This is a genomic window from Burkholderia sp. BCC0419, from assembly GCF_902830285.1.
Classification (GTDB): Bacteria; Pseudomonadota; Gammaproteobacteria; order Burkholderiales; family Burkholderiaceae; genus Burkholderia.
This window is the reverse complement of sequence record NZ_CADESR010000004.1, coordinates 171,142-196,357: the sequence shown is the minus strand read 5'-3', so window position 1 is coordinate 196,357 and position 25,216 is coordinate 171,142. Positions and strand designations below refer to the sequence as shown.

Annotated in this window: 18 protein-coding genes; 9 read left to right on the top strand and 9 right to left on the bottom strand. The window is 68.4% G+C overall.

The genetic code is table 11. The annotated features are described in order from the left end of the window. Positions 1-258 precede the first annotated feature (258 nt). The 3 genes from HWW87_RS22800 (at position 259) to HWW87_RS22790 (ending at position 4,049) form a co-directional block, all read left to right on the top strand. Entirely contained in the window at positions 259-1,698 is a 1,440-nt protein-coding gene (locus HWW87_RS22800; protein WP_175822262.1) for an aldehyde dehydrogenase family protein, read from the top strand. An 85-nt stretch (positions 1,699-1,783) separates the two neighbouring features. After that, positions 1,784-2,542, top strand: a complete 759-nt coding sequence (locus HWW87_RS22795; protein ID WP_027785122.1) for an SDR family oxidoreductase — start codon at positions 1,784-1,786, stop codon at positions 2,540-2,542. A gap of 202 nt (positions 2,543-2,744) precedes the next feature. Further along, positions 2,745-4,049, top strand: a complete 1,305-nt coding sequence (locus HWW87_RS22790; protein WP_175822261.1) for an MFS transporter — start codon at positions 2,745-2,747, stop codon at positions 4,047-4,049. Positions 4,050-4,299: 250 nt separating this feature from the next. Here HWW87_RS22790 and HWW87_RS22785 read toward each other — a convergent pair whose 3' ends face one another. The 3 genes from HWW87_RS22785 to hemC are packed head-to-tail and all read right to left on the bottom strand — an operon-like array spanning position 4,300 to position 8,464. Continuing rightward, positions 4,300-5,487 carry a heme biosynthesis protein HemY gene (locus HWW87_RS22785; protein WP_175822260.1) on the bottom strand — a complete coding sequence of 396 codons (1,188 nt, stop codon included), beginning with the start codon at positions 5,485-5,487 and terminating at the stop codon, positions 4,300-4,302. 2 nt (positions 5,488-5,489) lie between these two features. After that, positions 5,490-7,460: a fused uroporphyrinogen-III synthase HemD/membrane protein HemX gene (hemDX, locus tag HWW87_RS22780; RefSeq protein ID WP_175822259.1), complete on the bottom strand. Its 1,971-nt coding sequence runs from the start codon at positions 7,458-7,460 to the stop codon at positions 5,490-5,492. Beyond that, on the bottom strand, positions 7,460-8,464 hold the full coding sequence (hemC, locus tag HWW87_RS22775) for a hydroxymethylbilane synthase (RefSeq protein ID WP_174429199.1): 1,005 nt from the start codon (positions 8,462-8,464) through the stop codon (positions 7,460-7,462). The genes hemDX and hemC overlap by 1 nt, the downstream gene beginning before the upstream one ends. Before the next feature lie 207 nt (positions 8,465-8,671). Between hemC and ppc the strand changes: the two genes are divergently transcribed. Beyond that, on the top strand, positions 8,672-11,701 hold the full coding sequence (ppc, locus tag HWW87_RS22770) for a phosphoenolpyruvate carboxylase (RefSeq protein WP_175822258.1): 3,030 nt from the start codon (positions 8,672-8,674) through the stop codon (positions 11,699-11,701). A 134-nt stretch (positions 11,702-11,835) separates the two neighbouring features. On the opposite strand, the gene HWW87_RS22765 is transcribed toward ppc, so the two are convergent. Next, positions 11,836-12,588, bottom strand: coding sequence for a class I SAM-dependent methyltransferase (locus HWW87_RS22765; RefSeq protein WP_175822257.1), 753 nt, complete (start codon positions 12,586-12,588; stop codon positions 11,836-11,838). Between the two features lie 216 nt (positions 12,589-12,804). On the opposite strand from HWW87_RS22765, the gene HWW87_RS22760 reads away from it, so the two are divergent. The 3 genes from HWW87_RS22760 to HWW87_RS22750 all read left to right on the top strand — a co-directional run bounded on the left by HWW87_RS22760 (position 12,805) and on the right by HWW87_RS22750 (position 15,907). Beyond that, positions 12,805-13,614, top strand: coding sequence for a helix-turn-helix transcriptional regulator (locus tag HWW87_RS22760; RefSeq protein ID WP_175822256.1), 810 nt, complete (start codon positions 12,805-12,807; stop codon positions 13,612-13,614). A 105-nt stretch (positions 13,615-13,719) separates the two neighbouring features. Then, positions 13,720-15,129 carry an argininosuccinate lyase gene (gene argH / locus HWW87_RS22755; protein WP_175822255.1) on the top strand — a complete coding sequence of 470 codons (1,410 nt, stop codon included), beginning with the start codon at positions 13,720-13,722 and terminating at the stop codon, positions 15,127-15,129. 94 nt (positions 15,130-15,223) lie between these two features. Continuing rightward, positions 15,224-15,907: an HAD family phosphatase gene (locus tag HWW87_RS22750; RefSeq protein WP_175822254.1), complete on the top strand. Its 684-nt coding sequence runs from the start codon at positions 15,224-15,226 to the stop codon at positions 15,905-15,907. 89 nt (positions 15,908-15,996) lie between these two features. Here the strand turns inward: HWW87_RS22750 and HWW87_RS22745 are convergent, their stop codons facing one another. From HWW87_RS22745 to apbC, 5 genes are all read right to left on the bottom strand, one after another. Further along, positions 15,997-16,812, bottom strand: a complete 816-nt coding sequence (locus tag HWW87_RS22745; protein WP_175822253.1) for a lysozyme inhibitor LprI family protein — start codon at positions 16,810-16,812, stop codon at positions 15,997-15,999. Further along, positions 16,812-19,091 carry an arginine/lysine/ornithine decarboxylase gene (locus HWW87_RS22740; RefSeq protein WP_175822252.1) on the bottom strand — a complete coding sequence of 760 codons (2,280 nt, stop codon included), beginning with the start codon at positions 19,089-19,091 and terminating at the stop codon, positions 16,812-16,814. Before HWW87_RS22740 ends, HWW87_RS22745 begins: the two co-directional genes overlap by 1 nt. A gap of 81 nt (positions 19,092-19,172) precedes the next feature. Next, on the bottom strand, positions 19,173-19,742 hold the full coding sequence (gene dcd, locus HWW87_RS22735) for a dCTP deaminase (RefSeq protein WP_006398615.1): 570 nt from the start codon (positions 19,740-19,742) through the stop codon (positions 19,173-19,175). A gap of 112 nt (positions 19,743-19,854) precedes the next feature. Continuing rightward, a complete protein-coding gene (gene sodC / locus HWW87_RS22730) occupies positions 19,855-20,391 on the bottom strand; it encodes a superoxide dismutase [Cu-Zn] (RefSeq protein ID WP_175822251.1) in 537 nt (178 codons plus the stop codon). A 133-nt stretch (positions 20,392-20,524) separates the two neighbouring features. Continuing rightward, positions 20,525-21,616 (bottom strand): iron-sulfur cluster carrier protein ApbC, encoded by a 1,092-nt coding sequence (apbC, locus tag HWW87_RS22725; protein ID WP_175822250.1) that lies wholly within the window; start codon positions 21,614-21,616, stop codon positions 20,525-20,527. A 352-nt stretch (positions 21,617-21,968) separates the two neighbouring features. Here apbC and HWW87_RS22720 point away from each other — a divergent pair, with 352 nt between their 5' ends. Beyond that, positions 21,969-22,616: an OmpA family protein gene (locus HWW87_RS22720; protein WP_050012048.1), complete on the top strand. Its 648-nt coding sequence runs from the start codon at positions 21,969-21,971 to the stop codon at positions 22,614-22,616. A 377-nt stretch (positions 22,617-22,993) separates the two neighbouring features. Next, on the top strand, positions 22,994-25,150 hold the full coding sequence (gene metG / locus HWW87_RS22715) for a methionine--tRNA ligase (protein WP_175822249.1): 2,157 nt from the start codon (positions 22,994-22,996) through the stop codon (positions 25,148-25,150). The last annotated feature ends 66 nt before the right edge of the window (positions 25,151-25,216 follow it).

Here is a 25,216-nt window from a genome sequence, read left to right as displayed (position 1 = left end):
GCGCCATTATAGCCAATCGACCGGTGGCGTCCGGATGACGATCGGCGCGATAATCGTTCCGGATGTCCGGCCGTCGAACCGGCGGCGGCGTTGCACGTCGACTACAAGGCAGGGATCCGAGCAAGCGTCAAAGCGCCAACCCGGGTCGACCGTGATGCATGGGACCCAAGTAACCGCCAAAGCACTAACTTGGATCGACCGCTATGCATGGGACCCAAGTAAGCGCTAAAGCGCTAACTTGGGTCGACAGGAGCAGACATGGAAGAGGCGAAGCACTTCATCGCGGGCGAATGGACGTTGCCCGCGCAACTGGAAACCATCGCGGTCGTCGATCCGTCCGACGGCCAGCCGTTCGCGACGATCGCGCGCGGCACCGCGCCCGACATCGAGCGCGCGGTCGCCGCGGCCCGCGACGCATTCGCGGGCCCGTGGGGCGCCGCGAGCGCCGCCGAACGCGGCCGCGTGCTGATGCGGCTGTCGGCGCGTGTGGCCGATTCGATCGAGGAACTCGCCGCGATCGAGGCGCGCGACACCGGCAAGCCGCTGAAGCAGGCGCGCGCCGACGCAGCCGCGCTCGCGCGCTACTTCGAGTTCTACGCAGGCGCCGCCGACAAGCTGCACGGCGAGACCCTCCCCTACCAGGCCGGCTACACGGTGCTGACGGTGCGCGAGCCGCATGGCGTCACGGGCCATATCGTGCCGTGGAACTACCCGATGCAGATCTTCGGGCGCAGCGTCGGCGCGGCGCTCGCGGCCGGCAACGCGTGCGTGGTCAAGCCGGCCGAGGACGCATGCCTGTCCGTGCTGCGCGTCGCCGAGCTGGCCGTCGAGGCCGGGCTGCCGGCCGGCGCGCTCAACGTCGTCACCGGCTACGGCCATGAAGCGGGCGCCGCGCTCGCGCGCCATCCGGGCATCGACCACATCTCGTTTACGGGTTCGCCGGCCACCGGCAAGCTGGTCACGCAGATGGCGGCCGAGAACCACGTGCCGGTCACGCTCGAGCTCGGCGGCAAGTCGCCGCAAATCGTGTTCGCCGACGCCGATCTCGACGCGGCGCTGCCCGTGCTCGTGTCCGCGATCGTGCAGAACGGCGGGCAGACCTGCTCGGCCGGCAGCCGCGTGCTGATCGAGCGCGCGGTGTACGAGCCGCTCGTCGAGCGCCTCGCCACCGCGTTCAACGGGCTGCGCGTCGGCCCGAGCCGCGCCGATCTCGACTGCGGCCCGCTGATCAACGCGAAGCAGCAGCAACGCGTGTGGGATTTCCTGTCCGACGCGCAGCACGACGGCATTCCGATGGCCGCGCACGGGCAGGTCGTCGCCGACGCGCCCGAAACCGGCTTCTACCAGGCGCCCGCGCTGTTGCGCGACGTGCCGCCGTCGCACCGGCTCGCGCAGGAGGAAGTGTTCGGTCCCGTGCTCGCGGCGATGCGTTTCGTCGACGAGGACGAAGCCGTCGCGCTCGCGAACGGCACGCCGTACGGCCTCGTCGCGGGCATCTGGACACGCGACGGCGCACGCCAGATGCGGCTGGCGCGGCGTTTGCGCGCGGGCCAGGTATTCATCAACAACTATGGCGCGGGCGGCGGCGTCGAGCTGCCGTTCGGCGGCGTCGGCCATTCGGGCCATGGCCGCGAGAAAGGCTTCGAGGCACTGTATGGCTTCACCGCGCTGAAGACGATCGCGATCCGGCACGGCTGATCGCACGGCACGCGGCAGGCGGCCGGCAGCGCCCGGCCGCCTGTCGACACACGACGACTCTCATAACCAGCACAGGAGACACACCATGCGGTTGAGCGGCAAGACGGCCATCGTCACGGGCGGCGGCTCGGGGTTCGGCGAAGGCATCGCGAAGACGTATGCGCGCGAAGGCGCGAACGTCGTCGTCAACGACCTGAACGGTGCGGCGGCCGAGCGCGTCGCGAGCGAGATCGCGCTCGCGGGCGGCAAGGCGATCGCGGTGGCCGGCGACGTGTCGAAAGAGGACGACTGGCGCGCGCTGCTGCAGGCCGCGCTCGACGATTTCCATTCGGTGCAGATCGTCGTGAACAACGCGGGCACCACGCACCGCAACAAGCCCGTGCTCGACGTGACGGAAGCCGAATTCGACCGCGTGTACGCGGTCAACATGAAGAGCCTGTTCTGGTGCGTGCAGACCTTCGTGCCGTACTTCCGCGCACAGGGCGGCGGCGTGTTCGTGAACGTCGCGTCGACGGCCGGCGTGCGGCCGCGCCCGGGCCTCGTCTGGTACAACAGCACGAAGGGCGCGATGATCACCGCGAGCAAGTCGCTCGCGGCCGAGCTCGGCGCCGATCGCATCCGCGTGAACTGCATCAACCCGGTACTCGGGGAAACCGCGCTGATGACCGAGTTCATGGGCTGTGAGGACACCCCGGAAAATCGCCGCCGCTTCCTCGCGACGATCCCGCTCGGCCGCTTCTCGACGCCGCAGGACATCGCGAACGCCGCGCTGTACCTTGCGTCCGACGAAGCCGAATTCATCACCGGCGTCTGCCTCGAAGTCGACGGCGGGCGCTGCATCTAGCCGTACCAGGCCGCACGATTACCTTACCGCTTCTTGCTTCACCCGAAACCGGATCGGACGCGCCGCTGCGTCTGCGCCGGCCAACTACAACGACAGTGGTGCATCGGATCCAGGTAACCGCTCAAGCGCTCACCCGGATCGACCGCAAAGCATGGGATCCAAGTAAGCGCTAAAGCGCTAACCTGGATCGACAGGAGACAACATGGCAACATCGACGCAGTCGCTGCCGGGCTCGTCCGGCGCATTCGAGGAAGCAACCTACCGCAAGGTGTCGTGGCGGCTCGTGCCGCTCCTGCTGCTGTGCTACGTGGTCGCCTATCTCGACCGCGTGAACGTCGGGTTCGCGAAGCTGCAGATGGCGAGCGACCTGAACCTGAGCGATACCGTGTACGGGCTCGGCGCCGGGATCTTCTTCTTCGGCTATTTCCTGTTCGAGGTGCCGAGCAACATCATCCTGCACCGGGTGGGCGCCCGCGTGTGGATCGCCCGCATCATGGCGACGTGGGGCGTGATCTCGATCCTGACGATGTTCGTCACGACGCCCACGATGTTCTACGTGATGCGCTTCCTGCTCGGCGTCGCCGAAGCGGGCTTCTTCCCCGGCGTGATCCTCTACCTCACCTACTGGTATCCCGCGCACCGGCGCGGCCGGATGACGACGTTCTTCATGACGGCCGTCGCGCTGTCCGGCGTGATCGGCGGACCGATCTCGGGCTTCATCCTGAAGGCGTTCGACGGCGTGAGCGGCTGGCACGGCTGGCAATGGCTGTTCCTGCTCGAAGGCATCCCGTCGGTGCTCGCCGGCGTGCTCGTATTCTTCGCGCTCGACGAGCGGATCGCGAAGGCGACGTGGCTCACGGACGAGGAAAAGGCGCTGCTCGCCCGCAACGTCGACGCGGAAGAAGCCACCAAGGAAGACCTGCCGCTCGGCGCGGTGATGTCGAGCCCGCGCGTCTGGCTGATGGCGCTGATCTATTTCTCGTTCGTGATGGGGCTCTACGGCGTCGGCTTCTGGCTGCCGACGATCATCAAGGCGACGGGCGTGACCGATACGATCATGATCGGCCTGCTGTCCGCGATTCCGTATGCGGCCGCGGTGGTCGCGATGATCCTGATCGCGCGCAGCGCGGACAAGCGCCGCGAACGCCGCTGGCACCTCGCGATTCCGGCCGCGATCGGCGCGCTCGGCCTCGTGCTGTCGGTGATCTGGGCGCACCAGACCGCGCTCGCGATGCTCGGCCTCACGCTCGCGACGATCGGCATCCTGACGACGCTGCCGCTGTTCTGGAGCCTGCCGACCGCGTTCCTCGGCGGCACGGCCGCGGCCGCCGGCATCGCGATGATCAACTCGATCGGCAACCTCGCCGGCTTCCTGAGCCCGTACCTGATGGGCTGGCTCAAGCAGGTGACGGGCGCCAACGATGCGGGTATGTACATGCTGGCCGGGTTCCTCGTGCTCGGCGGGCTGCTTGCGCTGTCGGTGCCGAAGCGGCTGGTCGACAAGTGATGCGCGGCGCGTAAAAGCGCACCGCACACCGGTCGACGGCCGGCCCCACGAAACGCCCCGACGCCCGGCATTGCCCGGCCGCCGGGGCGTTTTCAATTTCGAACAGGCAAAACCCGCACCGGCCGGATGCTTCGCCAAGCGGGTGCTTCGCCGACCGGATGAAGGCACCACGCGTCCCGACTGCCCCGCAACGGACGAAAAAAAGCCCCGAAGGCCGATCGGCGTTCGGGGCTTTTACCGCGGCGCCGCGTCAGACCACGGTGATCGCGAGCGCGCTTTCGCGGTAGTGCTTCGCGGCCTTGTCGGTTTCGCCAAGATGCTCGAACAGGCGGGCGAGCGCACGATGCGCACGCACCTTCAGCGCCTCGTTGTCGGCCAGCTTCAGCGCCGCTTCGAGGAACGACTGCGCCTTGCCCCACAGCTGCTGCTGCTGGCAGAGGCGGCCGAGTGCGAACAGCAGGTCGGCATCTTCCGGATGATCCTTCTTCCAGCCTTCGGCCTTCTGGATCAGCGGCAGCGCATCGGCGCCGGCCGTGTCCGGGTAGCGGCGCAGCAGGCGCGCATCCCAGTTGTGCGCGAGCGCGTCCTCGACGATGCGGCGCGCTTCGTTGCGGCGCTCGAGCGGCACGAGCAGCTCGGCCGCGAGATCGGCCAGACGCGGCGACTGGCGCTCGACCGACGACAGCGACTGCCACACTTCGAGCAGCGCGTCCGGGTCGTGCCGGCGTTCGCGCAGCAGGTTTTCCGCCGCCTGCTGGCGCAGCCGCACGGCCGCGGCCGGATGCAGCGCCTCGCGCTTTTCGAGCGCCTTCGCGAGCTTCAGCACCTCGGCCCAGTTCTTCAGTTGCTGCTGCGCACGCAGCGCGACCTGCTGCGCATGAATGCGCTTACCGCCAGCCTGCATGTCGGCCAGCGCGGCGAGCGCACCGTCGGCGTCGCGGGCGTCCGCGCGCATGTCGGCCGCGGCGAGCAGCCGTGCATCCTGCCATTCGGGCGCGTCGACCTTCGACAGCCAGTCGTCGCGGCGCGTGTACTCGTGCATCCGGTGCGCGGCCGTAGCCGCGACGAGACTCGCGGCGCCCAGGTTCGCATCGACCGACAGCGCGTCACGCGCGGCCTTCTCCGCGCGCGAGAAGCGGCCCGCGTACAGGTTCGAGATCGCATCGCGCAGCGACGCCTGCGCCTTCTCGTTGCGCGAACGCGCCCGATACGCGGCGACCCGCTGCGGCATGCGCCAGATGTTGCGCACGATGCGCAGCAGCGCATACACGACGATGAACAGCACGACGATGGCGATCACGAACAGGTTCAGCGACACGTCGATCCGGTACGGCGGATAGACGAGCAGCACCTGCCCCGCGTCGAAACGGCCGACGGTGGCGAGCGCGGCGGCGATCGCGAACAGGACCGCGAGCCAGACGATTCCTCGAAGCGTCATCGTTACCCCCGGCTCTTGAACTGCTGAACGGCGTTCAGGCTGGTGTTCAGGTTCGGCACCGCGACCGTCAGCGATGCGCCGTCAACCTGCTTGAGCAGATCCTCGACGGTCTGCGTGTCCTTCGACGCCTGATCGAAATACTTGCCGAGCGACGCCTGGGCGGCGTGCAGGTCGGCCTTCATCGCGCTGTCGTTGCGCGCCAGCAGCGACAGCCGCGCGGTGAGCAGGCGCAGCTTCACGTTCTCGCGCACGAAGTAGCCCTGGTCGGGCGACGCGAGCATCGCGTCCGCGTTGTCGATCCGGCGCACCTGCACGAGGCCCTTCAGCTGCTGGCCGAGGCCGGCCGAGAAGTCGTGCCACCACACCTTCCAGCGCGGCTCGCCGGCGGCGACCGACGATGCGGTGTCGGCCGGCGCGGCCTTCGGCGCCGCGTGCGGCACGATCGCCTCGCCGGACAGCGGCAGCGCGTCGATCTTCGCGATCGCGTCGTCGAGCTTGATCGCGAGGCCGGTGAGATCGGCTGCCGGCGCGGCCTTCAGCTTCTCGATGTCCAGCGCGAGCGCCTTGCGCACCGTGACGGCCTGCGCGCTCTGCGACGTCGCGAGACGCGCGTCGGCGTTCTGCAGCGCGATCAGCGCGAGCTGCGTGTTGCCGGTCAGTTGAAGCTGCTGGCTCGCGCTCGACAACATCTGGTCGACTTCCTCGAGCATCCACGCATCGCGGTTGCGCGACAGGTCCTTGTATTGCTGCTGCAGCGCCTGCTGCGCGCTCTGCGCATCGGCAAGCTTGCCGTCGAGCTGCGCGAGCTGCGTGTCGACCTGGTGGGTGCCGGCGAGCGCCTGCTCGGTCTTCATCCGCGTTTCGGCCGCTTGCGCGTCGAGCGCCTTCTGGCGCGCGACGAACGTGCCGTCGAGCCGGTCGATCTTGCGGTTCAGCGCGTAGCCGCCGACACCCGCCGCACAGCCGAGCACGACGACGACGAACCACAGCACCGCGCTGCCGCCGCGGCGCGCACGCGGCTCGGGCGCGAGATAAGGAGGGCTGGACGGCGGTGCGGATGCAGCGGCCGGCTGGGAAGCGACGCTTTTGGAATCGTTGGTATCTGTCATGCGTTTAGTCACCGGTGCGGCTGTCGCCGGTTGGACGGCCTCGTCGGCCATCGTTCGAAACGCGCGGACGATGCGCTCATCGCCCGCGCCGGTCAGCGTAATCCTATCAAAACCCAATGCGCGCGCGGTCTGCTCGATCCGCGGGTGCGGCGTGACGAGCGGCGCATGCTTCAGCGCGTCGATCTCGGCATCGTTCAGGTGGGCCCGCGCGAGCTCGTGCAGGTTGCGCACGCCTTCCGAGCTCGTGACCAGCCACGCGTGCGGCTGGCCGTCGAGCAGCGTGTGCACGCGCTCCCACGCGCCGACGCGCGGCTCCGGCACGACGCGCCGGTACGCGGCGACGAGCGTGACGTCCGCACCGGCCTCGCGCAGACGCTCGGCGAGCCATTCGCGCCCGCCGTCGCCGCGCACGATCAGCACGCGCTTGCCCGCCAGCGCCTGCGCGCCGCCGAACGCGGCCTCGATGCTCGCGAACAGGCTTTCCGAATCGTAATGGGGCACGCCGCCGTCGGCCGGCGCCTGCGGCGCGATCACGCGATGCGCGGGCGCCGCGATGCCGTGACGCTCGAGCGCCGCGACGCTGCCGGGCCCGACCACGCCGACCGGCAGCGCATTCGGCCAGATCGCGCCGTACCGCGCGAGCGCGCGGTCGATCGCGTTCGGCGACACGAAGATCACCAGCGCGTAGTCGGCCAGCGCCGCGAACGCGGCGTCGAGCGGCGCCGGATCGTCGACCGGCGCGATATCGATCAGCGGGAATTCGAGCACGTCGCAACCGGCGTCGGCCAGTTGCGACGCAAGCGCGTCGGACTGGCCGTCCGGACGCGTCAGGACAGCGGTGAACGCGCGCGCGCCGCCCGCCATCAGGCGTCGCCCTTGCCCGCGGCCTGCGAGCTCGCGAGCAGCGCCTGGACGATGTCGAGCGCGCCTTGCGCCTCGAGCTCGTCGGACACCGCGCGGCCGAGCGCGAGCGCATCGGCGACGGTCATGACCGCGCCGCACGCTTCGGCCGTCAGCACGCGCTTGCCGTCGGTGGTCGACACGCGGCCCGTCAGGTACAGTTCGCCCGCGCGCCACACCGCGTGCGCGGCGAGCGGCACCTCGCAACTGCCGCCCAGCGCGCGCGACACCATCCGCTCGGCCTCGACCGCGAGCGCGGTCTGCGGGTCGTGCAGCGGCGCGAGCCACGCGGCGACGTCGTCGCGGTGCGCGGCGATCTCGATGCCGAGCGCACCCTGGCCGGCCGCGGGCGGGCTGGCCTCGACGTCGAGCAGCGCGCGGATCCGCGCTTCGAGGCCGAGGCGCTTCAGGCCGGCCGCCGCAAGGATGATCGCCGCGTAGTCGCCGCGGTCGAGTTTCGCGAGACGCGTGTCGAGGTTGCCGCGCAGCGGCAGGACCTCGAGATGCGGATAACGCGAGCGCAGCATCGCTTCGCGACGCAGGCTCGACGTGCCGACGACCGCGCCGGCCGGCAGCGCGTCGAGCGACGCGTAGTCGTTCGACACGAAGGCATCGCGCGGGTCTTCGCGCTCCATGATCGCGGCGAGCGAGAAACCGTCGGGCAGCGCCATCGGCACGTCCTTCAGCGAATGCACGGCGAGATCGGCGCGGCCGTCGGCCAGCGCCGCCTCCAGCTCCTTCACGAACAGGCCCTTGCCGCCGACCTTCGACAGCGTGCGATCGAGAATCTGATCGCCGCGCGTCGTCATCCCGAGGATTTTCACGTCACAAGCTGGATATAATTTGCGCAGCGCATCACGCACATGTTCGGCTTGCCACATCGCCAGGCGGCTCTCGCGCGAAGCAATCGTCAACGTCGCGGGCGGCTGAGCCTGTTGCGGCCCGGCCGCGGGGGTCTCGGAATTCATTGCTGGAACATCGAAGGACGGGATTGAAGACCGAACAATGGTAGCACGCACGCCCCGGCCGCCCGAGCCCGGAGCCTGCGCCCGGCCTGCTTCCGTGCGGGTCGCGGCGCCGTTGTGCGGATGGGCCGCACGTAGCTGGTTGCTTGACCGCAGTTCCCGCAGTTTCCGCAGTTCCTTTTGACTCGAGCTTTCCCAAGGAAACCCATCGTGAAGTCTTCCGGATCGGCGCGTACGGCGCGCCGCAATGCTGCCTTGCCCTCCTCCGACGCCCCGACGGGCACGCTCGCCACCGCCGCGAACGGCCGTGCGAAAACGGCAACGAAACCCACGGCAACGAAACCGAAAGACCCGATACGTCAGACAAAACGCACGACGCAAACCGCCGGCCCCGCCGCCCGCCAGGCCGTCGCGCCGAAGGCCGGCACCCGCACGCGCGACGACAAGGACGGCCCGCTGTTCGAGGACATCCGCTTCCTCGGCCGCCTGCTCGGCGACGTCGTGCGCGAACAGGAAGGCGATACGGTGTTCGACGTGGTCGAGACGATCCGCCAGACCGCGGTCAAGTTCCGCCGCGAGGACGACAGCGAGGCCGCGCAGACGCTCGAGAAGAAGCTGCGCAAGCTGACGCCCGAACAGACGGTAAGCGTCGTACGCGCGTTCAGCTATTTCTCGCACCTCGCGAACATCGCGGAAGACCGCCACCACAACCGCCGCCGCCGCATCCACGCGCTGGCCGGCTCCGCGCCGCAGCCCGGCACGGTCGCGTACGCGCTCGACCAGCTGAAAACCACCGGCAACGCGTCGAAGCGCCTGCTGCAGCGCTTCTTCGACGATGCGCTGATCGTGCCGGTGCTGACCGCTCACCCGACCGAAGTGCAGCGCAAGAGCATCCTCGACGCGCAGCACGACATCGCGCGCCTGCTCGCCGAGCGCGACCAGGAGCTGACCGCGCGCGAGCGCCAGTACAACGAAGCGATGCTGCGCGCGCGCGTGACCGCGCTGTGGCAGACGCGCATGCTGCGCGACTCGCGCCTGACGGTCGGCGACGAGATCGAGAACGCGCTGTCGTACTACCGCGCGACGTTCCTCGACGAGCTGCCCGCGCTGTACGGCGACATCGAGGCCGCGCTCGCCGAGCACGGCCTGTCCGCCCGCGTGCCCGCGTTCTTCCAGATGGGCAGCTGGATCGGCGGCGATCGCGACGGCAACCCGAACGTGACCGCCACGACGCTCGACGAGGCGATCAACCGCCAGGCCGCGGTGATCCTCGAGCACTACCTGGAACAGGTGCACAAGCTCGGCGCCGAGCTGTCGGTATCGAACCTGCTGGTCGGCGCGAACGACGCGGTGAAGGCGCTGGCAGCCGCGTCGCCCGACCAGTCGCCGCACCGCGTCGACGAACCGTATCGCCGCGCGCTGATCGGCATCTACACGCGGCTCGCCGCGAGCGCGCGCGTGCGCCTCGGCGAAGGCACGGTGCCCGTGCGCAGCGCGGGCCGCGGCGCGCCGCCGGTGCGCGCGGTTCCGTACGAGGATTCCGAAGCGTTCGTCGCCGATCTGAAGGTGCTGACCGCGTCGCTCGACGAACACCACGGCACGTCGCTCGCCGCGCCGCGCCTCGCGCCGCTCGTGCGCGCGGCCGAAGTGTTCGGCTTCCATCTCGCGAGCATCGACCTGCGCCAGAGTTCCGACATCCACGAAGCGGTGGTCGCCGAGCTGTTCGCGCGCGCGGGCGTCGAGGCCGACTATGCGGCGCTCGCCGAGGAAGACAAGCTGCGCGTGCTGCTCGCCGCGCTCGCCGATCCGCGCCCGCTGCGCTCGCCGTACCTCGAATACTCGGCGCTCGCGCAGAGCGAGCTCGGCGTGTTCGAGAAGGCGCGCGAGGTCCGCGCGCAATTCGGTGCGCGTGCGGTGCGCAACTACATCATTTCGCACACGGAAACCGTCAGCGACCTCGTCGAAGTCCTGCTGCTGCAGAAGGAGACGGGCTTGCTCGAAGGCACGCTCGGCGTGCCGGGCAGCAGCGCGCGGAACAGCCTGATGGTGATCCCGCTGTTCGAGACGATCCCCGACCTGCGCGACGCATCGCGCATCATGCGCGAATACTTCGCGCTGCCGGGCATCGACGCGCTGATCGCGCACCAGGGCGCCGAACAGGAAGTGATGCTCGGCTACTCCGACAGCAACAAGGACGGCGGCTTCCTCACGTCGAACTGGGAGCTGTATCGCGCGGAACTCGCGCTCGTCGACGTGTTCCGCGAGCGCAAGATCACGCTGCGGCTGTTCCACGGCCGCGGCGGCACGGTCGGCCGCGGGGGCGGCCCGACCTACCAGGCGATCCTGTCGCAGCCGCCGGGCACCGTGAACGGCCAGATCCGCCTGACCGAACAGGGCGAGGTGATCGCGAGCAAGTTCTCGAACCCGGCGATCGGCCGGCGTAACCTCGAGACGGTCGTCGCCGCGACGCTCGAGGCGTCGCTGCTGCCGCAGTCGAACGCACCGGCGCAGCTGCCCGCGTTCGAAGCCGCAATGCAGACGCTGTCCGACTCGGCGATGGCCGCGTACCGCGCGCTCGTCTACGAAACCCCGGGCTTCACCGACTACTTCTTCTCGTCGACGCCGATCACCGAGATCGCCGAGCTGAACATCGGCAGCCGCCCGGCGTCGCGCAAGCTGCAGGATCCGAAGCAGCGCAAGATCGAGGATCTGCGCGCGATTCCGTGGGGCTTCTCGTGGGGCCAGTGCCGGCTGCTGCTGACCGGCTGGTACGGCTTCGGCAGCGCGGTGAGCGCGTATCTCGACGGCGCGTCCGACGACGCCGAACGCGCGAAACGCGTCACGCTGCTGAAGAAGATGAACAAGACCTGGCCGTTCTTCTCGAACCTGCTGTCGAACATGGACATGGTGCTCGCGAAGACCGATCTCGCGGTCGCGTCGCGCTATGCGCAGCTCGTGTCCGACCGCAAGCTGCGCAAGCACGTGTTCGAGCGGATCGTCGCGGAATGGGAACGCACGTCGCAGGCGCTCGCGGAAATCACCGGGCAGGAAGGCCGCCTCGCGACCAACCCGCTGCTCGCGCGCTCGATCAAGAACCGCTTCCCGTATCTCGATCCGCTGAACCACCTGCAGGTCGAGCTGATCAAGCGTCACCGCGCGGGCGACACGAACGCGCGGCTGCGCCGCGGGATTCACCTGACGATCAACGGGATCGCGGCCGGCTTGCGCAACACCGGCTGATCCGCGGGCGGCGCGGGCGCCGGGCGTGTTCGGCGCCGGCCGGGATAACGAAAGCCGCGATACGCGTTCATGCGTATCGCGGCTTTTTTCATGCGGCGACGAAATGGCGAAATGGCGCAGCGCGCGCCGCACGCTCAGTGCGCGTCGATCAGCAATGCGTCGTGCTCGAACGAACCATCGGCCTGCACCGCGTAATAGCCGCGCACCTCGTCCGGCGCATGCGCCCACAGCGCGCGAATGCCGGCCACGCTGTCGGCCGGCGTGCGGATGCGCGCGACCCACGTGTCGAAATCGATCGGCAGCCGCCAGCGGCTGTGCACCTGCGCGTCGAAACCGGCTGCGCGGAACATCGCGAGCCATTCGTCCGCGCGGTAGTCGCGCACGTGCGACGCGTCGCGCAGCACTTCTGCGGCCTGCAGGTACGTATCGAGAAGCGGATGGTCGTTGCCGGCGATGTCGATCATCAGCACGCGGCCGCCCGGCTTCAGCACGCGGCGCACCTCGGCGAGCGCCGCGCGCATGTCGTGCCAGTGGTGGGCGCTCATCCGGCTCACGACCCAGTCGAACGTCGCGGTGTCGAACGGCAGTTGCTCGGCCGGGCCCTGCTGCGTGCGGACGTTCGCGAGCCCGCGCTCGCGCGCGGCCGCGTCGACGGTCGCGAGCATCGGCGCGGCGAGATCGTACGCGACCACGTCGCGCACGTGCGGCGCGACCGCGAAGCTCGCATGGCCGGCGCCGCAACCGAGATCGAGCACCGCGGCGTCGGGCGTCGCACTCACTGCGTCGGCGAGCGTCTGCAGGTCGGTGCCCGTCGCATGAACCGTGCTCGTCAGATAGGCGGCAGCCGTCGTGCCGAATGCGTCGGCGACCTGGTCGTGGTGTTTCATCGTTCGCTCCTTTCCTTGATGCAGTCGGCCGAACCCGGCGCTTCAGCGCGCGAGCCGGCCCCATGCAACGTTTTGTGGGACGCCCGCTGCCCTGCCAGCGTGCGAGCCGCTACAATAGGCCTGCACGTGTACCAGTACAAGTTAAGCAGTTATTCTGGTATTCGATCCACCTGTCTGATTATTGCCGCGTCTTCGTCTCCACTTCGCCGTTTCCGCATGAACCAGCCGTCCTCCGCCCCCGTCCCGCCGCTCGACGCCACGCCCGCCCGCGCGCTCGGCGAATTCATCCGCGCCCACCGCGAGCGGCTGTCGCCGCAGGCCGTCGGCCTGCCGCCCGGCCCGCGCCGCCGCACGCCGGGGCTGCGGCGCGAGGAAGTCGCGCAACTGTGCGGCGTCAGCCCAACCTGGTACACGTGGATCGAACAGGGCCGGCCCGTGTCGGCCTCGGCCGACGCGCTCGCCCGGATCGCCGTCGCGCTGCAACTGTCGAAGGCCGAGCGCGCGTACCTGTTCGAGCTGGCCGCGCAGCGCGACCCGGCCGAGCCCGACATTGCGGGCGGCGACCTGCCGCCGACGCTCGCCGCGACCGTCGCGGCAATCGCGACGCCCGCCTACGTGCTCGACCGCCAATGGAACGCGCTCGCGTGGAATGCGCCGGCCGCCGCGCTCTTTTCGGGCTGGCTCGACGGCGAGCACGACCGCAACCTGCTGCGCTTCACGTTCATGTCGCCGGCCGCACGCACGCTGATCGTCGACTGGGAAACCCGCGCGCGGCGGCTCGCGGCCGAATTCCGCGCCGATGCGATCCGCCACCTGACCGATGCGCCGACGCGCGCGCTGATCGACGCGCTGACGGCCGGCAGCGACGCGTTCGCGCAGTACTGGGCGTCACAGGACGTGTTCGAGCGCGAAGGCGGGCTGCGCGAATTCGACCATCCGGCCGACGGCCGTCTCGTGTACCAGCAGATCACGCTGAAGCCCGCGCACCGCGAGGACCTGAAGCTCGTCGTGCTGGTGCGCGACTGAGCATCGGCCGCGCCGGCAAAGGCCGGTGGGCCGGCCCGCGAATGTTAGAATCGCGGGATTCCCTCGGCGGCGCACAGCCGCCCAACTCCCCTTCGAAGAATCGCCATGACGTCCCAACTGCACAAAAAGGGCGAGGCCTGGTCGGCCCGCTTCTCGGAACCGATGTCGGAGCTGGTCAAGCGCTACACGTCGTCGGTGTTTTTCGACAAGCGCCTCGCGCTCGTCGACATCGCCGGCTCGCTCGCGCACGCGAGCATGCTTGCGGCGCAGAAGATCATCAGCGCCGACGACCTCGCCGCGATCGAACGCGGGATGGCGCAGATCAAGGGCGAGATCGAGCGCGGCGAATTCGAATGGCAGCTCGACCTGGAAGACGTCCACCTGAACATCGAGGCGCGCCTGACCGCGCTGATCGGCGATGCCGGCAAGCGCCTGCACACGGGCCGCTCGCGCAACGACCAGGTCGCGACCGACATCCGCCTGTGGCTGCGCGGCGAGATCGACCGCATCGGCGGCCTGCTGAACGACCTGCGCGGCGCGCTGATCGACCTCGCGGAACAGAACGCCGACACGATCATGCCGGGCTTCACGCACCTGCAGGTCGCGCAGCCGGTCACGTTCGGCCACCACCTGCTCGCGTACGTCGAGATGTTCTCGCGCGACGCGGAACGCATGCGCGACTGCCGCACCCGCGTGAACCGTCTGCCGCTCGGCGCGGCCGCGCTCGCGGGCACGAGCTACCCGATCGACCGCCATGCGGTCGCGAAGACGCTCGGTTTCGACGGCATCTGCGCGAACTCGCTCGACGCGGTGTCGGATCGCGACTTCGCGATCGAATTCACGGCGGCGTCCGCACTCGTGATGACGCACGTGTCGCGCTTCTCCGAAGAGCTCGTGCTGTGGATGAGCCCGCGCGTCGGCTTCATCGACATCGCCGACCGCTTCTGCACCGGCAGCTCGATCATGCCGCAGAAGAAGAACCCGGACGTGCCCGAACTCGCGCGCGGCAAGACCGGCCGCGTCAACGGCCACCTGATGGCGCTCCTCACGCTGATGAAGGGCCAGCCGCTCGCGTACAACAAGGACAACCAGGAAGACAAGGAACCGCTGTTCGACACGGTCGACACCGTCGCCGACACGCTGCGGATCTTCGCCGAGATGGTCGCCGGCATCACCGTGAAGCCGGACGCGATGCGCGCGGCCGCACTGCAGGGCTTCTCGACCGCCACCGACCTCGCCGACTACCTGGTCAAGCGCGGCCTGCCGTTCCGCGACGCGCACGAAGCCGTCGCGCACGCGGTGAAGATCTGCGACGACCGCGGGATCGACCTCGCCGACCTGACGCTCGACGAAATGAAGCAGGAGCTGCCGAACGTCGCGCACCTGATCGGTGACGACGTGTTCGGCTACCTGACGCTCGAAGGGTCGGTCGCGAGCCGCAACCATCCGGGCGGCACCGCGCCCGACCAGGTGCGCGCGGCCGTCAAGGCTGCCCGCGCCGCGCTGGGCAAGTAACGGCCAGCAGTTCCCGACGGACGCCTTCGGCGTCCGTTTTTCATTCGGGCGGCCATCGCCGCCCGTCGCCTTCCCCGCTTCACGGATGCCCCCGATGACCTTTTCCGCCGCGCTCTTCGACATGGACGGCCTGCTCGTCGATTCCGAGCGGACCATCATGAACACGTGGATCGACGTGTCGAACGCGCACGGCGTCGTGCTGACCGAGATCGATTACCTGCAGATCGTCGGCCGCTCGTTCGCCGAAGGCCAGGTGATCCTCGCGCGGCTGATCGGCGACCCCGACACGTTCGACGCGGTGCGCATCCGCGTGCGCGAGCAACTCGCCGCACCTGAACCCCATCCGAAGTTTCCGCTGAAGTCGGGCGCGCTTGCGCTGCTCGACACGCTCGCGCAGGCCGGCATTCCGTGCGCGGTCGCGTCGTCGTCCGCGCGCGACGTGATCCGCGCGCGGCTCGACGCGGTCGGCGTGCTGCCGTTCTTCCGCGCGATCGCGGGCGGCGACGAAGTCGCGCGCGGCAAGCCCGACCCGGCCGTCTACCGGCTCGCGGCCGAGCGCCTCGGCGTGCCGGCCCAGGCGTGCGTCGCGTTCGAGGACAGCGATTTCGGCGCGCAGTCGGCCGCCGGCGCGGGCGCTGCGGTCGTCACCGTGCCCGACCTGAAGCCGCCGACGCCCGACATCGTTGCGCTGAGCCTGCACGTGCTCGCGTCGCTCGACGACGCGGTCGCGCTCGTGCCGTCGTGGTTCGGCCGTCTGGACACGCAGCAGCCCGCGTAAGCGGCGCACGCGGCCCCCCAATGCAAAACGGGCACCCGAGGGTGCCCGTTTTGCATTGCCGCGCCGGATCACCGGCATCGCGGCGATGCCTACCGGTTGCCGGCCGTCTCCGACAGCCGCTTCATCGTCGCGATACGCGCGCCGATCAGGTCGACGCGCCCATCCTCGCCGACGAGCGGCGCCGTCGCATCGCGGAACGCCACCCACGCGCGCTGCGCACGCACGAGCGTCGCGGCCGAATGCGCGGGCATCTTGCGGCGCAGCTTCTGGTAATAGCGGTTCAGGTCGAACAGCGCGTGTTCGCACGCAGCGTCCTGCGCGCACGGCCGCACGCGGCGGATCGCCGGATCGCGCGGCGCGTTCGCCGGCTTGGCGCCGGCCGGCGCGGCCCCCGCACCGCCCTGCGCACCGCTCGTCGCCGCGACCGGCACGGCGGCAGGCGGCGGCGCATAGCGATCGGCCGCCCCGCGCAGCGCCAGCGCGCGATCGCGCACCGGCTGCAACTGCAGGTCGGCGCTCGACATCGCATACGCGGTGCCGCGCGTCGTGTCGTACACGGCCTTCAGCAGAAGCACTTCGTCCTTGCGCCACGTGAGCCAGCGGTGCTGGCTGTCCTGCCAGCCGCGCTTCGCGTCGGCCGGCGCATCCTTCAACAGGCGCTGGTACGCGCCGTCCATCACTGCCTGCCACTGCTGCTGCGCTTCGCCCATGCACTGGATCTGCCCGGCCGGCGACGACCGGTCGCGCCGCGCGAGGCATTGCCGCATCGCGACGTCGATCGGGTCGGCCGCCGCGACTTCCGCATGGACGACACCCGCGCCTGCGAGCCCCGTCAATCCTGCCGCCCAGACGACGAGCGCGGCCAGCGCCGCGCGCATCGTCCGGAATCGTCCGTGCGTCGCCATCAGTCGCGCACGCAGTCGACGAAGTACTCGACGCGGCCGTTCACTTCTTCCGCGACGAGGCCGTGGATATCGGTGTGGAAGCCCGGGAAACGCTCGTTGAAGTCGCGCGCGAACCGCAGGTAGTTCACGATCGTCTTGTTGAAGCGCTCGCCCGGAATCAGCAGCGGAATGCCCGGCGGGTACGGCGTCAGCAGGATGCTCGTCACGCGGCCTTCGAGCTCGTCGAGCGGCACGCGGTCGATCTTGCGGTGCGCGAGCTTCGCGAACGCGTCCGACGGCTTCATCGCCGGCTCCATGTCCGACAGGTACATCTCCGTCGTCAGGCGGGCGATGTCGTTCGCGCGGTACACGTCGTGGATCTGCGTGCACAGGTCGCGCAGGCCGACGCGCTCGTAGCGCGGATGCTGCGCGACGAATTCCGGCAGCACGCGCCACAGCGGCTGGTTGTTGTCGTAGTCGTCCTTGAACTGCTGCAGCTCGGTCACCATCGAGTTCCAGCGGCCCTTCGTGATGCCGATCGTGAACATGATGAAGAACGAGTACAGGCCGGTCTTCTCGACGATGATCCCGTGCTCGGCCAGGTACTTCGTGACGATCGCGGCCGGAATGCCGGTCTCGCCGAACTCGCCGTCGACGTCGAGCCCCGGCGTGATGATCGTCGCCTTGATCGGGTCGAGCATGTTGAAGCCTTCCGCGAGCGGGCCGAAGCCGTGCCAGTGGTCGTTCGGCTTCAGCATCCAGTCGTCGCGCGAACCGATGCCTTCCTCGGACAGGTTGTCCGGGCCCCACACGCTGAAGAACCAGTCGTCGCCGTATTCGGCATCGACCTTGCGCATCGCGCGGCGGAAGTCGATCGCCTCGGCGATCGACTCCTCGACCAGCGCAGTGCCGCCCGGCGGCTCCATCATCGCGGCCGCGACGTCGCACGACGCGATGATCGCGTACTGCGGGCTCGTCGACGTATGCATCAGGTACGCCTCGTTGAAGCGGTGCTTGTCGAATGTGCGGTTCTCCGAATCCTGCACGACGATCTGCGACGCCTGCGAGATGCCGGCGAGCAGCTTGTGCGTCGAGTGCGTCGCGAACACGAGCGCGCCCGTGCGCGGACGGCCGTCGCCGATCGCGTGCATGTCGCGGTAGAAGTCGTGGAACGTCGCGTGCGGCAGCCACGCTTCGTCGAAGTGCAGCGTGTCGAGCAGGTCGCCGAGCAGGTCCTTGATCATCTCGACGTTGTAGACGACGCCGTCGTACGTGCTCTGCGTGATCGTCAGGATGCGCGGCTTCATGTCCGGGTTCTCGCGCAGCGCCTCGCGCGCGAACGGGTTCGCCTCGATCTTCTTGCGGATGTTCTCCGGCTTGAATTCGTCGCGCGGGATCGGCCCGATGATGCCGAAATGGTTGCGCGTCGGCGTGAGGAACACGGGGATCGCGCCCGTCATCGTGATCGCGTGCAGGATCGACTTGTGGCAGTTGCGGTCGACCAGCACGATGTCGCCGGGCGCGACCGTCGCGTGCCAGACGATCTTGTTCGACGTCGACGTGCCGTTGGTCACGAAGAACAGGTGGTCCGCGCTGAAGATGCGCGCCGCATTGCGCTCGGACGCCGCGACCGGGCCGGTGTGGTCGAGCAACTGGCCGAGTTCGTCCACCGCGTTGCAGACGTCCGCACGCAGCATGTTCTCGCCGAAGAACTGGTGGAACATCTGGCCGAGCGGGTTCTTCAGGAACGCGACGCCGCCCGAGTGACCCGGGCAGTGCCACGAGTACGAGCCTTCGTCCGCGTACTTGACGAGTTCCTTGAAGAACGGCGGCGCGAGCGAATCGAGATAGACCTTCGCCTCGCGGATGATGTGGCGCGCGACGAACTCCGGCGTGTCCTCGAACATGTGGATGAAGCCGTGCAGCTCGCGCAGGATGTCGTTCGGCAGATGGCGCGACGTGCGCGTCTCGCCGTACAGGAAGATCGGGATGTCCGCGTTGCGGCGGCGCACTTCGGTGACGAACGCGCGCAGCTCGATGATCGCGGTCGCGAGCTCGGGCAGGTCGCCGTCCGGGCCGGTTTCGCCGAGCATGAGTTCGTCGTCGTCGATCGACAGGATGAAGCACGACGCGCGGCTCGATTGCTGCGCGAACGACGTCAGATCGCCGTAGCTCGTGAGGCCGAGGACTTCGACGCCCTCCTTCTCGATCGCTTCGGCCAACGCCCGGATGCCGGAGCCCGAGATGTTCTCGGAGCGGAAATCTTCGTCGATGATGACGACGGGGAAACGAAACTTCATGGGCGATTCTCCAAAAAGAACGACCGCGGCGCGTCACGCGCAGCGGTCACCCGGAAACTGGTGAGACGTTATGCAACCAGATCAGGTTTTCGGCAGCGTGACACCGCGCTGTCCCTGATACTTGCCGCCGCGATCGGCGTACGACACGTCGCACACCTCGTCGCTTTCGAAGAAGAGCACCTGCGCGACGCCTTCGTTCGCGTAGATCTTCGCGGGCAACGGCGTGGTGTTCGAGAATTCCAGCGTGACGTAGCCTTCCCACTCGGGTTCGAACGGCGTCACGTTGACGATGATCCCGCAGCGCGCGTAGGTCGACTTGCCGAGGCAGACGGTCAGCACGGTGCGCGGGATGCGGAAATATTCGACGGTGCGGGCCAGCGCGAACGAATTCGGCGGGATGATGCACACGTCGCCCTTGAAATCGACAAACGAACCCTCGTCGAAGTTCTTCGGATCGACGATCGTCGAGTTGATGTTCGTGAAGATCTTGAATTCATCCGCGCAGCGGATGTCGTAGCCGTAGCTCGACGTGCCGTAGCTGACGATCCGGCGGCCGTCCTCGGACGCGCGGACCTGATCGGGCACGAACGGCTCGATCATCTTGTGCTCTTCGGCCATGCGCCGAATCCATTTGTCGGACTTGATGCTCATATCGGGGCGCCTGGAAACGCTGCGTGACAGTCGGTGGGGGCCATACCCGCGAAGCGGCGGCCGGGAAAGGCGCACATTTTACGCGATCATCGGCTCACGCACGCGGCGGCCGTCAACGGATCACGCCGCAGGCCAGCGCGGGCCCCGCGCCATGCTGCGGAAACACCGGGTCGCTCGACTCGCGGTGCACCAGCGCCGCGCGGTTCAGCGCCGAGCGCACGCCATCGAGGGCCAGATCGGGCGCGACGATGAAGCCGGCCGCGACGCCGTTCGCATCCGCGTGGATGTTGCCGAGATCGCCGGCGACGCGCGCGCCCGCGCGCAGCCGGTCGGCGGCCGGCGCGAACACCTGGCCGGCGCTCGAGCCGTCGCCCGCGTTGCAGTCGCCGCGTTCGTGCACCTGCAGCGCGTGATCGCTGTTCGGCGGCAGGCCGACCAGGTTGTAGGTGACCTGCACGCCGTCCGGGCGCTCGACGAACGTCACCGCACCGCGCGTCTGCGAGCCGACCGTCGGCTGCAGTTGCGCGTCGGCCCGTTTTTCGTGCGACGAGGAAAAGGAGGTACAGCCGGCCAGCAGGCCCAGCGCGGCGGCGGCCAGCAGCGCGCGCCGCGCGCGGCCGGCGCGCACGCCGTGATGTCGTTGTTTCATTCGATCCTCATGCCGGCTGGCGGCCGTTTGAGACGACGGCCGCGCCGGGCGGGTAAAGGGACCCGGGAAAAGTCGCCATGATACCGCGCCTCGCGGCGCCGTAAACAGCGTGAGGCCCCGCCCCGCAAGGGTTTTACGTATTTTGAACAACGATCGACGGGAACTTCGACGTCATGTCGCGCGATCGCTCGGCAATCGCCAGCGCCACGCCGCGCGCGATATCGCGGTAGCGACGCGCGAGCGCGCCGTCCGGCTCGGCCGCGACCGTCGGCGTGCCGCTGTCGGCGCGCTCGCGGATCGCGATATCGAGCGGCAGGCTGCCGAGCACGTTCACGTCGTAATCCTTCGCCATCCGCTCCGCGCCGCCCGCGCCGAAGATGTGCTCCTCGTGGCCGCAGTTCGAGCAGACGTGGATGCTCATGTTCTCGACGATGCCGAGGATCGGGATCCCGACCTTCTCGAACATCTTCAGCCCCTTCTTCGCGTCGAGCAGCGCGATGTCCTGCGGCGTCGTGACGATCACCGCGCCGGTGACGGGCACGCGCTGCGCGAGCGTGAGCTGGATATCGCCCGTACCGGGCGGCATGTCGACGATCAGGTAGTCGAGCTCGCGCCAGTTGGTCTGGCGCAGCAGCTGCTCGAGCGCGGACGTCGCCATCGGGCCGCGCCACACCATCGGGTTGTCTTCCTCGATCAGGAAGCCGATCGAGTTCGCCTGCAGCCCGTGGCCGACGAGCGGGTTCATCGACTGGTTGTCCGGCGACTCGGGGCGCTGGCCGTGGATGCCGAGCATCGTCGGCAGCGACGGGCCATAGATGTCGGCGTCGAGAATGCCGACAGACGCGCCTTCCGCCGCGAGCGCGAGCGCGAGGTTCACGGCCGTCGTGCTCTTGCCGACGCCGCCCTTGCCCGACGCGACCGCGACGATGTTCTTCACATTCGGCAACAACTTCACGCCGCGCTGCACCGTATGCGCGACGATCTCCTGCGACACGGCGACGCGCGCGTCGCGCACGCCCGGCACGGCCTGCAGCGCCGCGGCGACGCGCGCGCGCACGTCGTCGTGCTGGCTGCGCGCCGGATAACCGAGCACCACGTCGAGCGCCACGACATCGCCGTCGATTGCGACGTTGCGCACGCCCTTGTTCGCCGCGTACGGGCGGCCGGTATTGGGGTCGACGACTGCCGCCAAAGCGGCGTCGACTTGTGCCCGGTCAATGCTCATCGAAACTCCGTGAAAACGTTTTTCTCGCGCGCAAACGTCAAAAAATATCAAATTACGCTGCGAAAAGCGGGAAAAGTGAAAGAATCTGTTGCACGCCATTGCGCGAACGCGCGACCCGGCGCACTCTTCGCGTGCGGCACGCTATAGGGCCAAATCGGCCACTTACCGCCTATATTGTAGAGGCTGACGCGTCGCGCTGCCCGAACAGCCACGCTGACGGACAGGGCATGCGACCGCCTCGGCGGCTGCCGCGAGCGCAGGCCGGCCTTCCTTTTTCGGACGGCCCGCGCAGGGAGCCGTAACTGTTGTTTGTCGTCGTTGTCGACTCGTTCAACCAAGAGAGGAATTCAAGATGAACATGAAAATCGCGACTCGCCTGTCCGTCTTCGCACTCGCCGGCGCGCTGCTGGCAGGCTGCGCCACGCAGCAAGGCAACAATACGGCCGTCGGCACCGGCACGGGTGCGGCGCTGGGCGCAGGGATCGGCGCACTGGCCGGTGGCGGCAAGGGCGCGGCGATCGGCGCGGGCGTCGGTGCACTGGTCGGCGGCGTGACGGGGTACAACTGGCAAGCGATCAAGAACAAGCTCGCACCGTCGGCAGCGCAGACGGGCACGCAGGTCACCGAACAGCCGGACGGCTCGCTGAAGCTGAACGTGCCGAGCTCGGTCACGTTCGCGACGAACCAGTACGCGATCACGCCGGCATTCACGCCGCTGCTGAACGACCTGGCGACGACGCTGAACCAGAACCCGCAAGTGACGGCCTCGATCGTCGGCTACACGGACAGCACGGGCTCGGCGCAGTTGAACCAGACGCTGTCGCAGAACCGTGCGCAAAGCGTCGTGAACGCGCTCGTGCAGCGCGGCGTGAATGGCGGCCGCCTGTCGGCACAGGGCATGGGCCCGTCGAACCCGATCGCGGACAACGCGACCGAAGCCGGCCGCGCACAGAACCGCCGCGTCGAGATCTACCTGCGCGCGCCGCAACAGCATCAGTAAGCACGACCACGAGAGGAAACGTGCGGGCGCCCTGCCCGCACAGCCCCGCCCGACAAGGCTTTCGGCGGGGCCGGTAACAAATCGAAAAAATTTTCGAACTTCTGTCGCAGGCCGCGGTCAGTATTTACGGTACGTGGCTGGTGTTGCCGGCGCGTCACCATTCTCCTCTTGTCGTTGTTGCTCCGGGGCCGTATCCGCCCCGGTTTTTTTTGCCCGCAGAATTCGTGTTGCGTTGCAGCACAATGCCGTCGGGCACGCCGCTCGTGCGGCCCCGCCCCTTCCGGCGTCGGTCCGCGGCGCCTGCCCGCCGCACTGGCCCGCGCCCCTGCTAGAATCGCAGTTTCCCGTCGTTTTCCCGCTGTTCTTCTCCAGACCCTATGTCCGCATCCGACCTCACTTCCGTGCAGGCTGCGGCGCCGCAAGGCAGCCGCCAGATCCTCGTTACGTCCGCACTGCCCTATGCCAACGGGCAGATCCACATCGGCCACCTGGTCGAGTACATCCAGACCGACATCTGGGTGCGGGCGCTGCGAATGCATGGCCATGAGGTCTACTACATCGGCGCCGACGATACGCACGGCACGCCGGTCATGCTGCGCGCGGAGAAGGAAGGCCTGACCCCGAAGCAGCTGATCGACCGTGTGTGGACCGAGCACAAGCGCGACTTCGACAGCTTCGGCGTGTCGTTCGACAACTTCTACTCGACCGATTCGGACGAGAACCGCGTGCTGAGCGAGAAGATCTATCTCGCGCTGCAGGAAGCCGGCCTGATCGCCGAACGCGAAATCGAGCAGGCCTACGATCCGGTCAAGGAAATGTTCCTGCCGGACCGCTTCATCAAGGGCGAGTGTCCGAAGTGCCATGCGAAGGACCAGTACGGCGACAGCTGCGAGGTGTGCGGCTCGACCTACCTGCCGACCGAACTGCTGAACCCGTATTCGGTCGTGTCCGGCGCGACGCCGGTGCGCAAGACCTCGAAGCACTACTTCTTCCGCCTGTCCGACCCGCGCTGCGAATCGTTCCTGCGCGAATGGGTGAGCGGCCTCGCGCAGCCCGAAGCGACCAACAAGATGCGCGAATGGCTCGGCGACGCCGGCGAATCCAAGCTCGCCGACTGGGACATCTCGCGCGACGCGCCGTACTTCGGCTTCGAGATTCCGGGCGCGCCCGGCAAGTATTTCTACGTGTGGCTCGACGCGCCGGTCGGCTACTACGCGAGCTTCAAGAACCTGTGCGACCGCAACGGCATCGATTTCGATGCGTGGATCCGTCCGGGTTCGAAGGCCGAGCAGTATCACTTCATCGGCAAGGACATCCTGTACTTCCACACGCTGTTCTGGCCCGCGATGCTCGAGTTCTCGGGCCACCGCACGCCGACCAACGTGTTCGCGCACGGCTTCCTGACGGTCGACGGCGCGAAGATGTCGAAATCGCGCGGCACGTTCATCACCGCGCAGAGCTACATCGACACGGGCCTGAACCCGGAGTGGCTGCGCTACTACTACGCCGCGAAGCTGAACGCGACGATGGAAGACATCGACCTGAACCTCGACGACTTCCAGGCGCGCGTGAACAGCGATCTCGTCGGCAAGTACGTGAACATCGCGAGCCGCGCGGCCGGCTTCCTGATCAAGCGTTTCGACGGCCGCGTGCAGGACAGCGCGATGAATCATCCGCTCGTCGCGAAGCTGCGCGACGCGATTCCGCAGATCGCCGCGAGCTACGAAGCACGCGAATACGGCCGCGCGCTGCGCCACACGATGGAGCTCGCGGACGAAGTGAACGCGTACGTCGACGGCGCGAAGCCGTGGGATCTCGCGAAGGATCCGGCCAACGCGGTCGCGCTGCACGAAACCTGCAGCGTGAGCCTCGAGGCCTTCCGCCTGCTGTCGCTCGCGCTGAAGCCGGTGATGCCGCGCGTGGCCGTTGCGGTCGAGGCGTTCTTCGGGATCGCTCCGCTTGCGTGGGCCGATGCCGCGAAGCCGCTGTCGTCGGCGCAGCCGATCAAGGCGTACCAGCACCTGATGACGCGCGTCGATGCGAAGCAGATCGAAGCGCTGCTCGCCGCGAACCGCGATTCGCTGCAGGCCGAAGCAACGGGTGCGGCCGCCGCGAGCGCGAACGCCGCGAAGAATGCGAAGAGCAACGCCAAGGCGAACGCGAAGCCGGCCGTCGTGAACGGCGCCGACGACGCACCGATCTCGATCGACGATTTCGCGAAGATCGACCTGCGCATCGCGAAGATCGTCGCGTGCCAGGCCGTCGAAGGCTCGGACAAGCTGCTGCAGCTCACGCTCGACGTCGGCGAGGAAAAGACCCGCAACGTGTTCTCGGGCATCAAGTCGGCGTACCAGCCCGAGGAACTCGTCGGCAAGCTGACGGTGATGGTCGCGAACCTCGCGCCGCGCAAGATGAAGTTCGGCCTGTCCGAAGGGATGGTGCTCGCCGCGTCGGCCACCGACGAGAAGGCGGAGCCGGGCCTCTACATCCTCGAACCGCACAGCGGCGCGAAGCCCGGCATGCGCGTGAAGTAAGCGCACGCGCTGCTGCTGGCGCAAAAAAGCCCCGCACGATCCAAATCGTGCGGGGCTTTTTTATCG

Bases quoted from the DNA above. Each gene is read 5' to 3' on its own strand.
- hemC (WP_174429199.1), bottom strand. From the start codon at position 8,464: ATGAATTCCGAGACCCCCGCGGCCGGGCCGCAACAGGCTCAGCCGCCC.
- HWW87_RS22790 (WP_175822261.1), top strand. From the start codon at position 2,745: ATGGCAACATCGACGCAGTCGCTGCCGGGCTCGTCCGGCGCATTCGAG.
- HWW87_RS22795 (WP_027785122.1), top strand. From the start codon at position 1,784: ATGCGGTTGAGCGGCAAGACGGCCATCGTCACGGGCGGCGGCTCGGGG.
- HWW87_RS22800 (WP_175822262.1), top strand. From the start codon at position 259: ATGGAAGAGGCGAAGCACTTCATCGCGGGCGAATGGACGTTGCCCGCG.
- HWW87_RS22760 (WP_175822256.1), top strand. From the start codon at position 12,805: ATGAACCAGCCGTCCTCCGCCCCCGTCCCGCCGCTCGACGCCACGCCC.
- HWW87_RS22745 (WP_175822253.1), bottom strand. From the start codon at position 16,812: ATGGCGACGCACGGACGATTCCGGACGATGCGCGCGGCGCTGGCCGCG.
- hemDX (WP_175822259.1), bottom strand. From the start codon at position 7,460: ATGGCGGGCGGCGCGCGCGCGTTCACCGCTGTCCTGACGCGTCCGGAC.
- HWW87_RS22740 (WP_175822252.1), bottom strand. From the start codon at position 19,091: ATGAAGTTTCGTTTCCCCGTCGTCATCATCGACGAAGATTTCCGCTCC.
- apbC (WP_175822250.1), bottom strand. From the start codon at position 21,616: ATGAGCATTGACCGGGCACAAGTCGACGCCGCTTTGGCGGCAGTCGTC.
- HWW87_RS22785 (WP_175822260.1), bottom strand. From the start codon at position 5,487: ATGACGCTTCGAGGAATCGTCTGGCTCGCGGTCCTGTTCGCGATCGCC.
- metG (WP_175822249.1), top strand. From the start codon at position 22,994: ATGTCCGCATCCGACCTCACTTCCGTGCAGGCTGCGGCGCCGCAAGGC.
- dcd (WP_006398615.1), bottom strand. From the start codon at position 19,742: ATGAGCATCAAGTCCGACAAATGGATTCGGCGCATGGCCGAAGAGCAC.
- sodC (WP_175822251.1), bottom strand. From the start codon at position 20,391: ATGAAACAACGACATCACGGCGTGCGCGCCGGCCGCGCGCGGCGCGCG.
- HWW87_RS22765 (WP_175822257.1), bottom strand. From the start codon at position 12,588: ATGAAACACCACGACCAGGTCGCCGACGCATTCGGCACGACGGCTGCC.
- argH (WP_175822255.1), top strand. From the start codon at position 13,720: ATGACGTCCCAACTGCACAAAAAGGGCGAGGCCTGGTCGGCCCGCTTC.
- HWW87_RS22720 (WP_050012048.1), top strand. From the start codon at position 21,969: ATGAACATGAAAATCGCGACTCGCCTGTCCGTCTTCGCACTCGCCGGC.
- HWW87_RS22750 (WP_175822254.1), top strand. From the start codon at position 15,224: ATGACCTTTTCCGCCGCGCTCTTCGACATGGACGGCCTGCTCGTCGAT.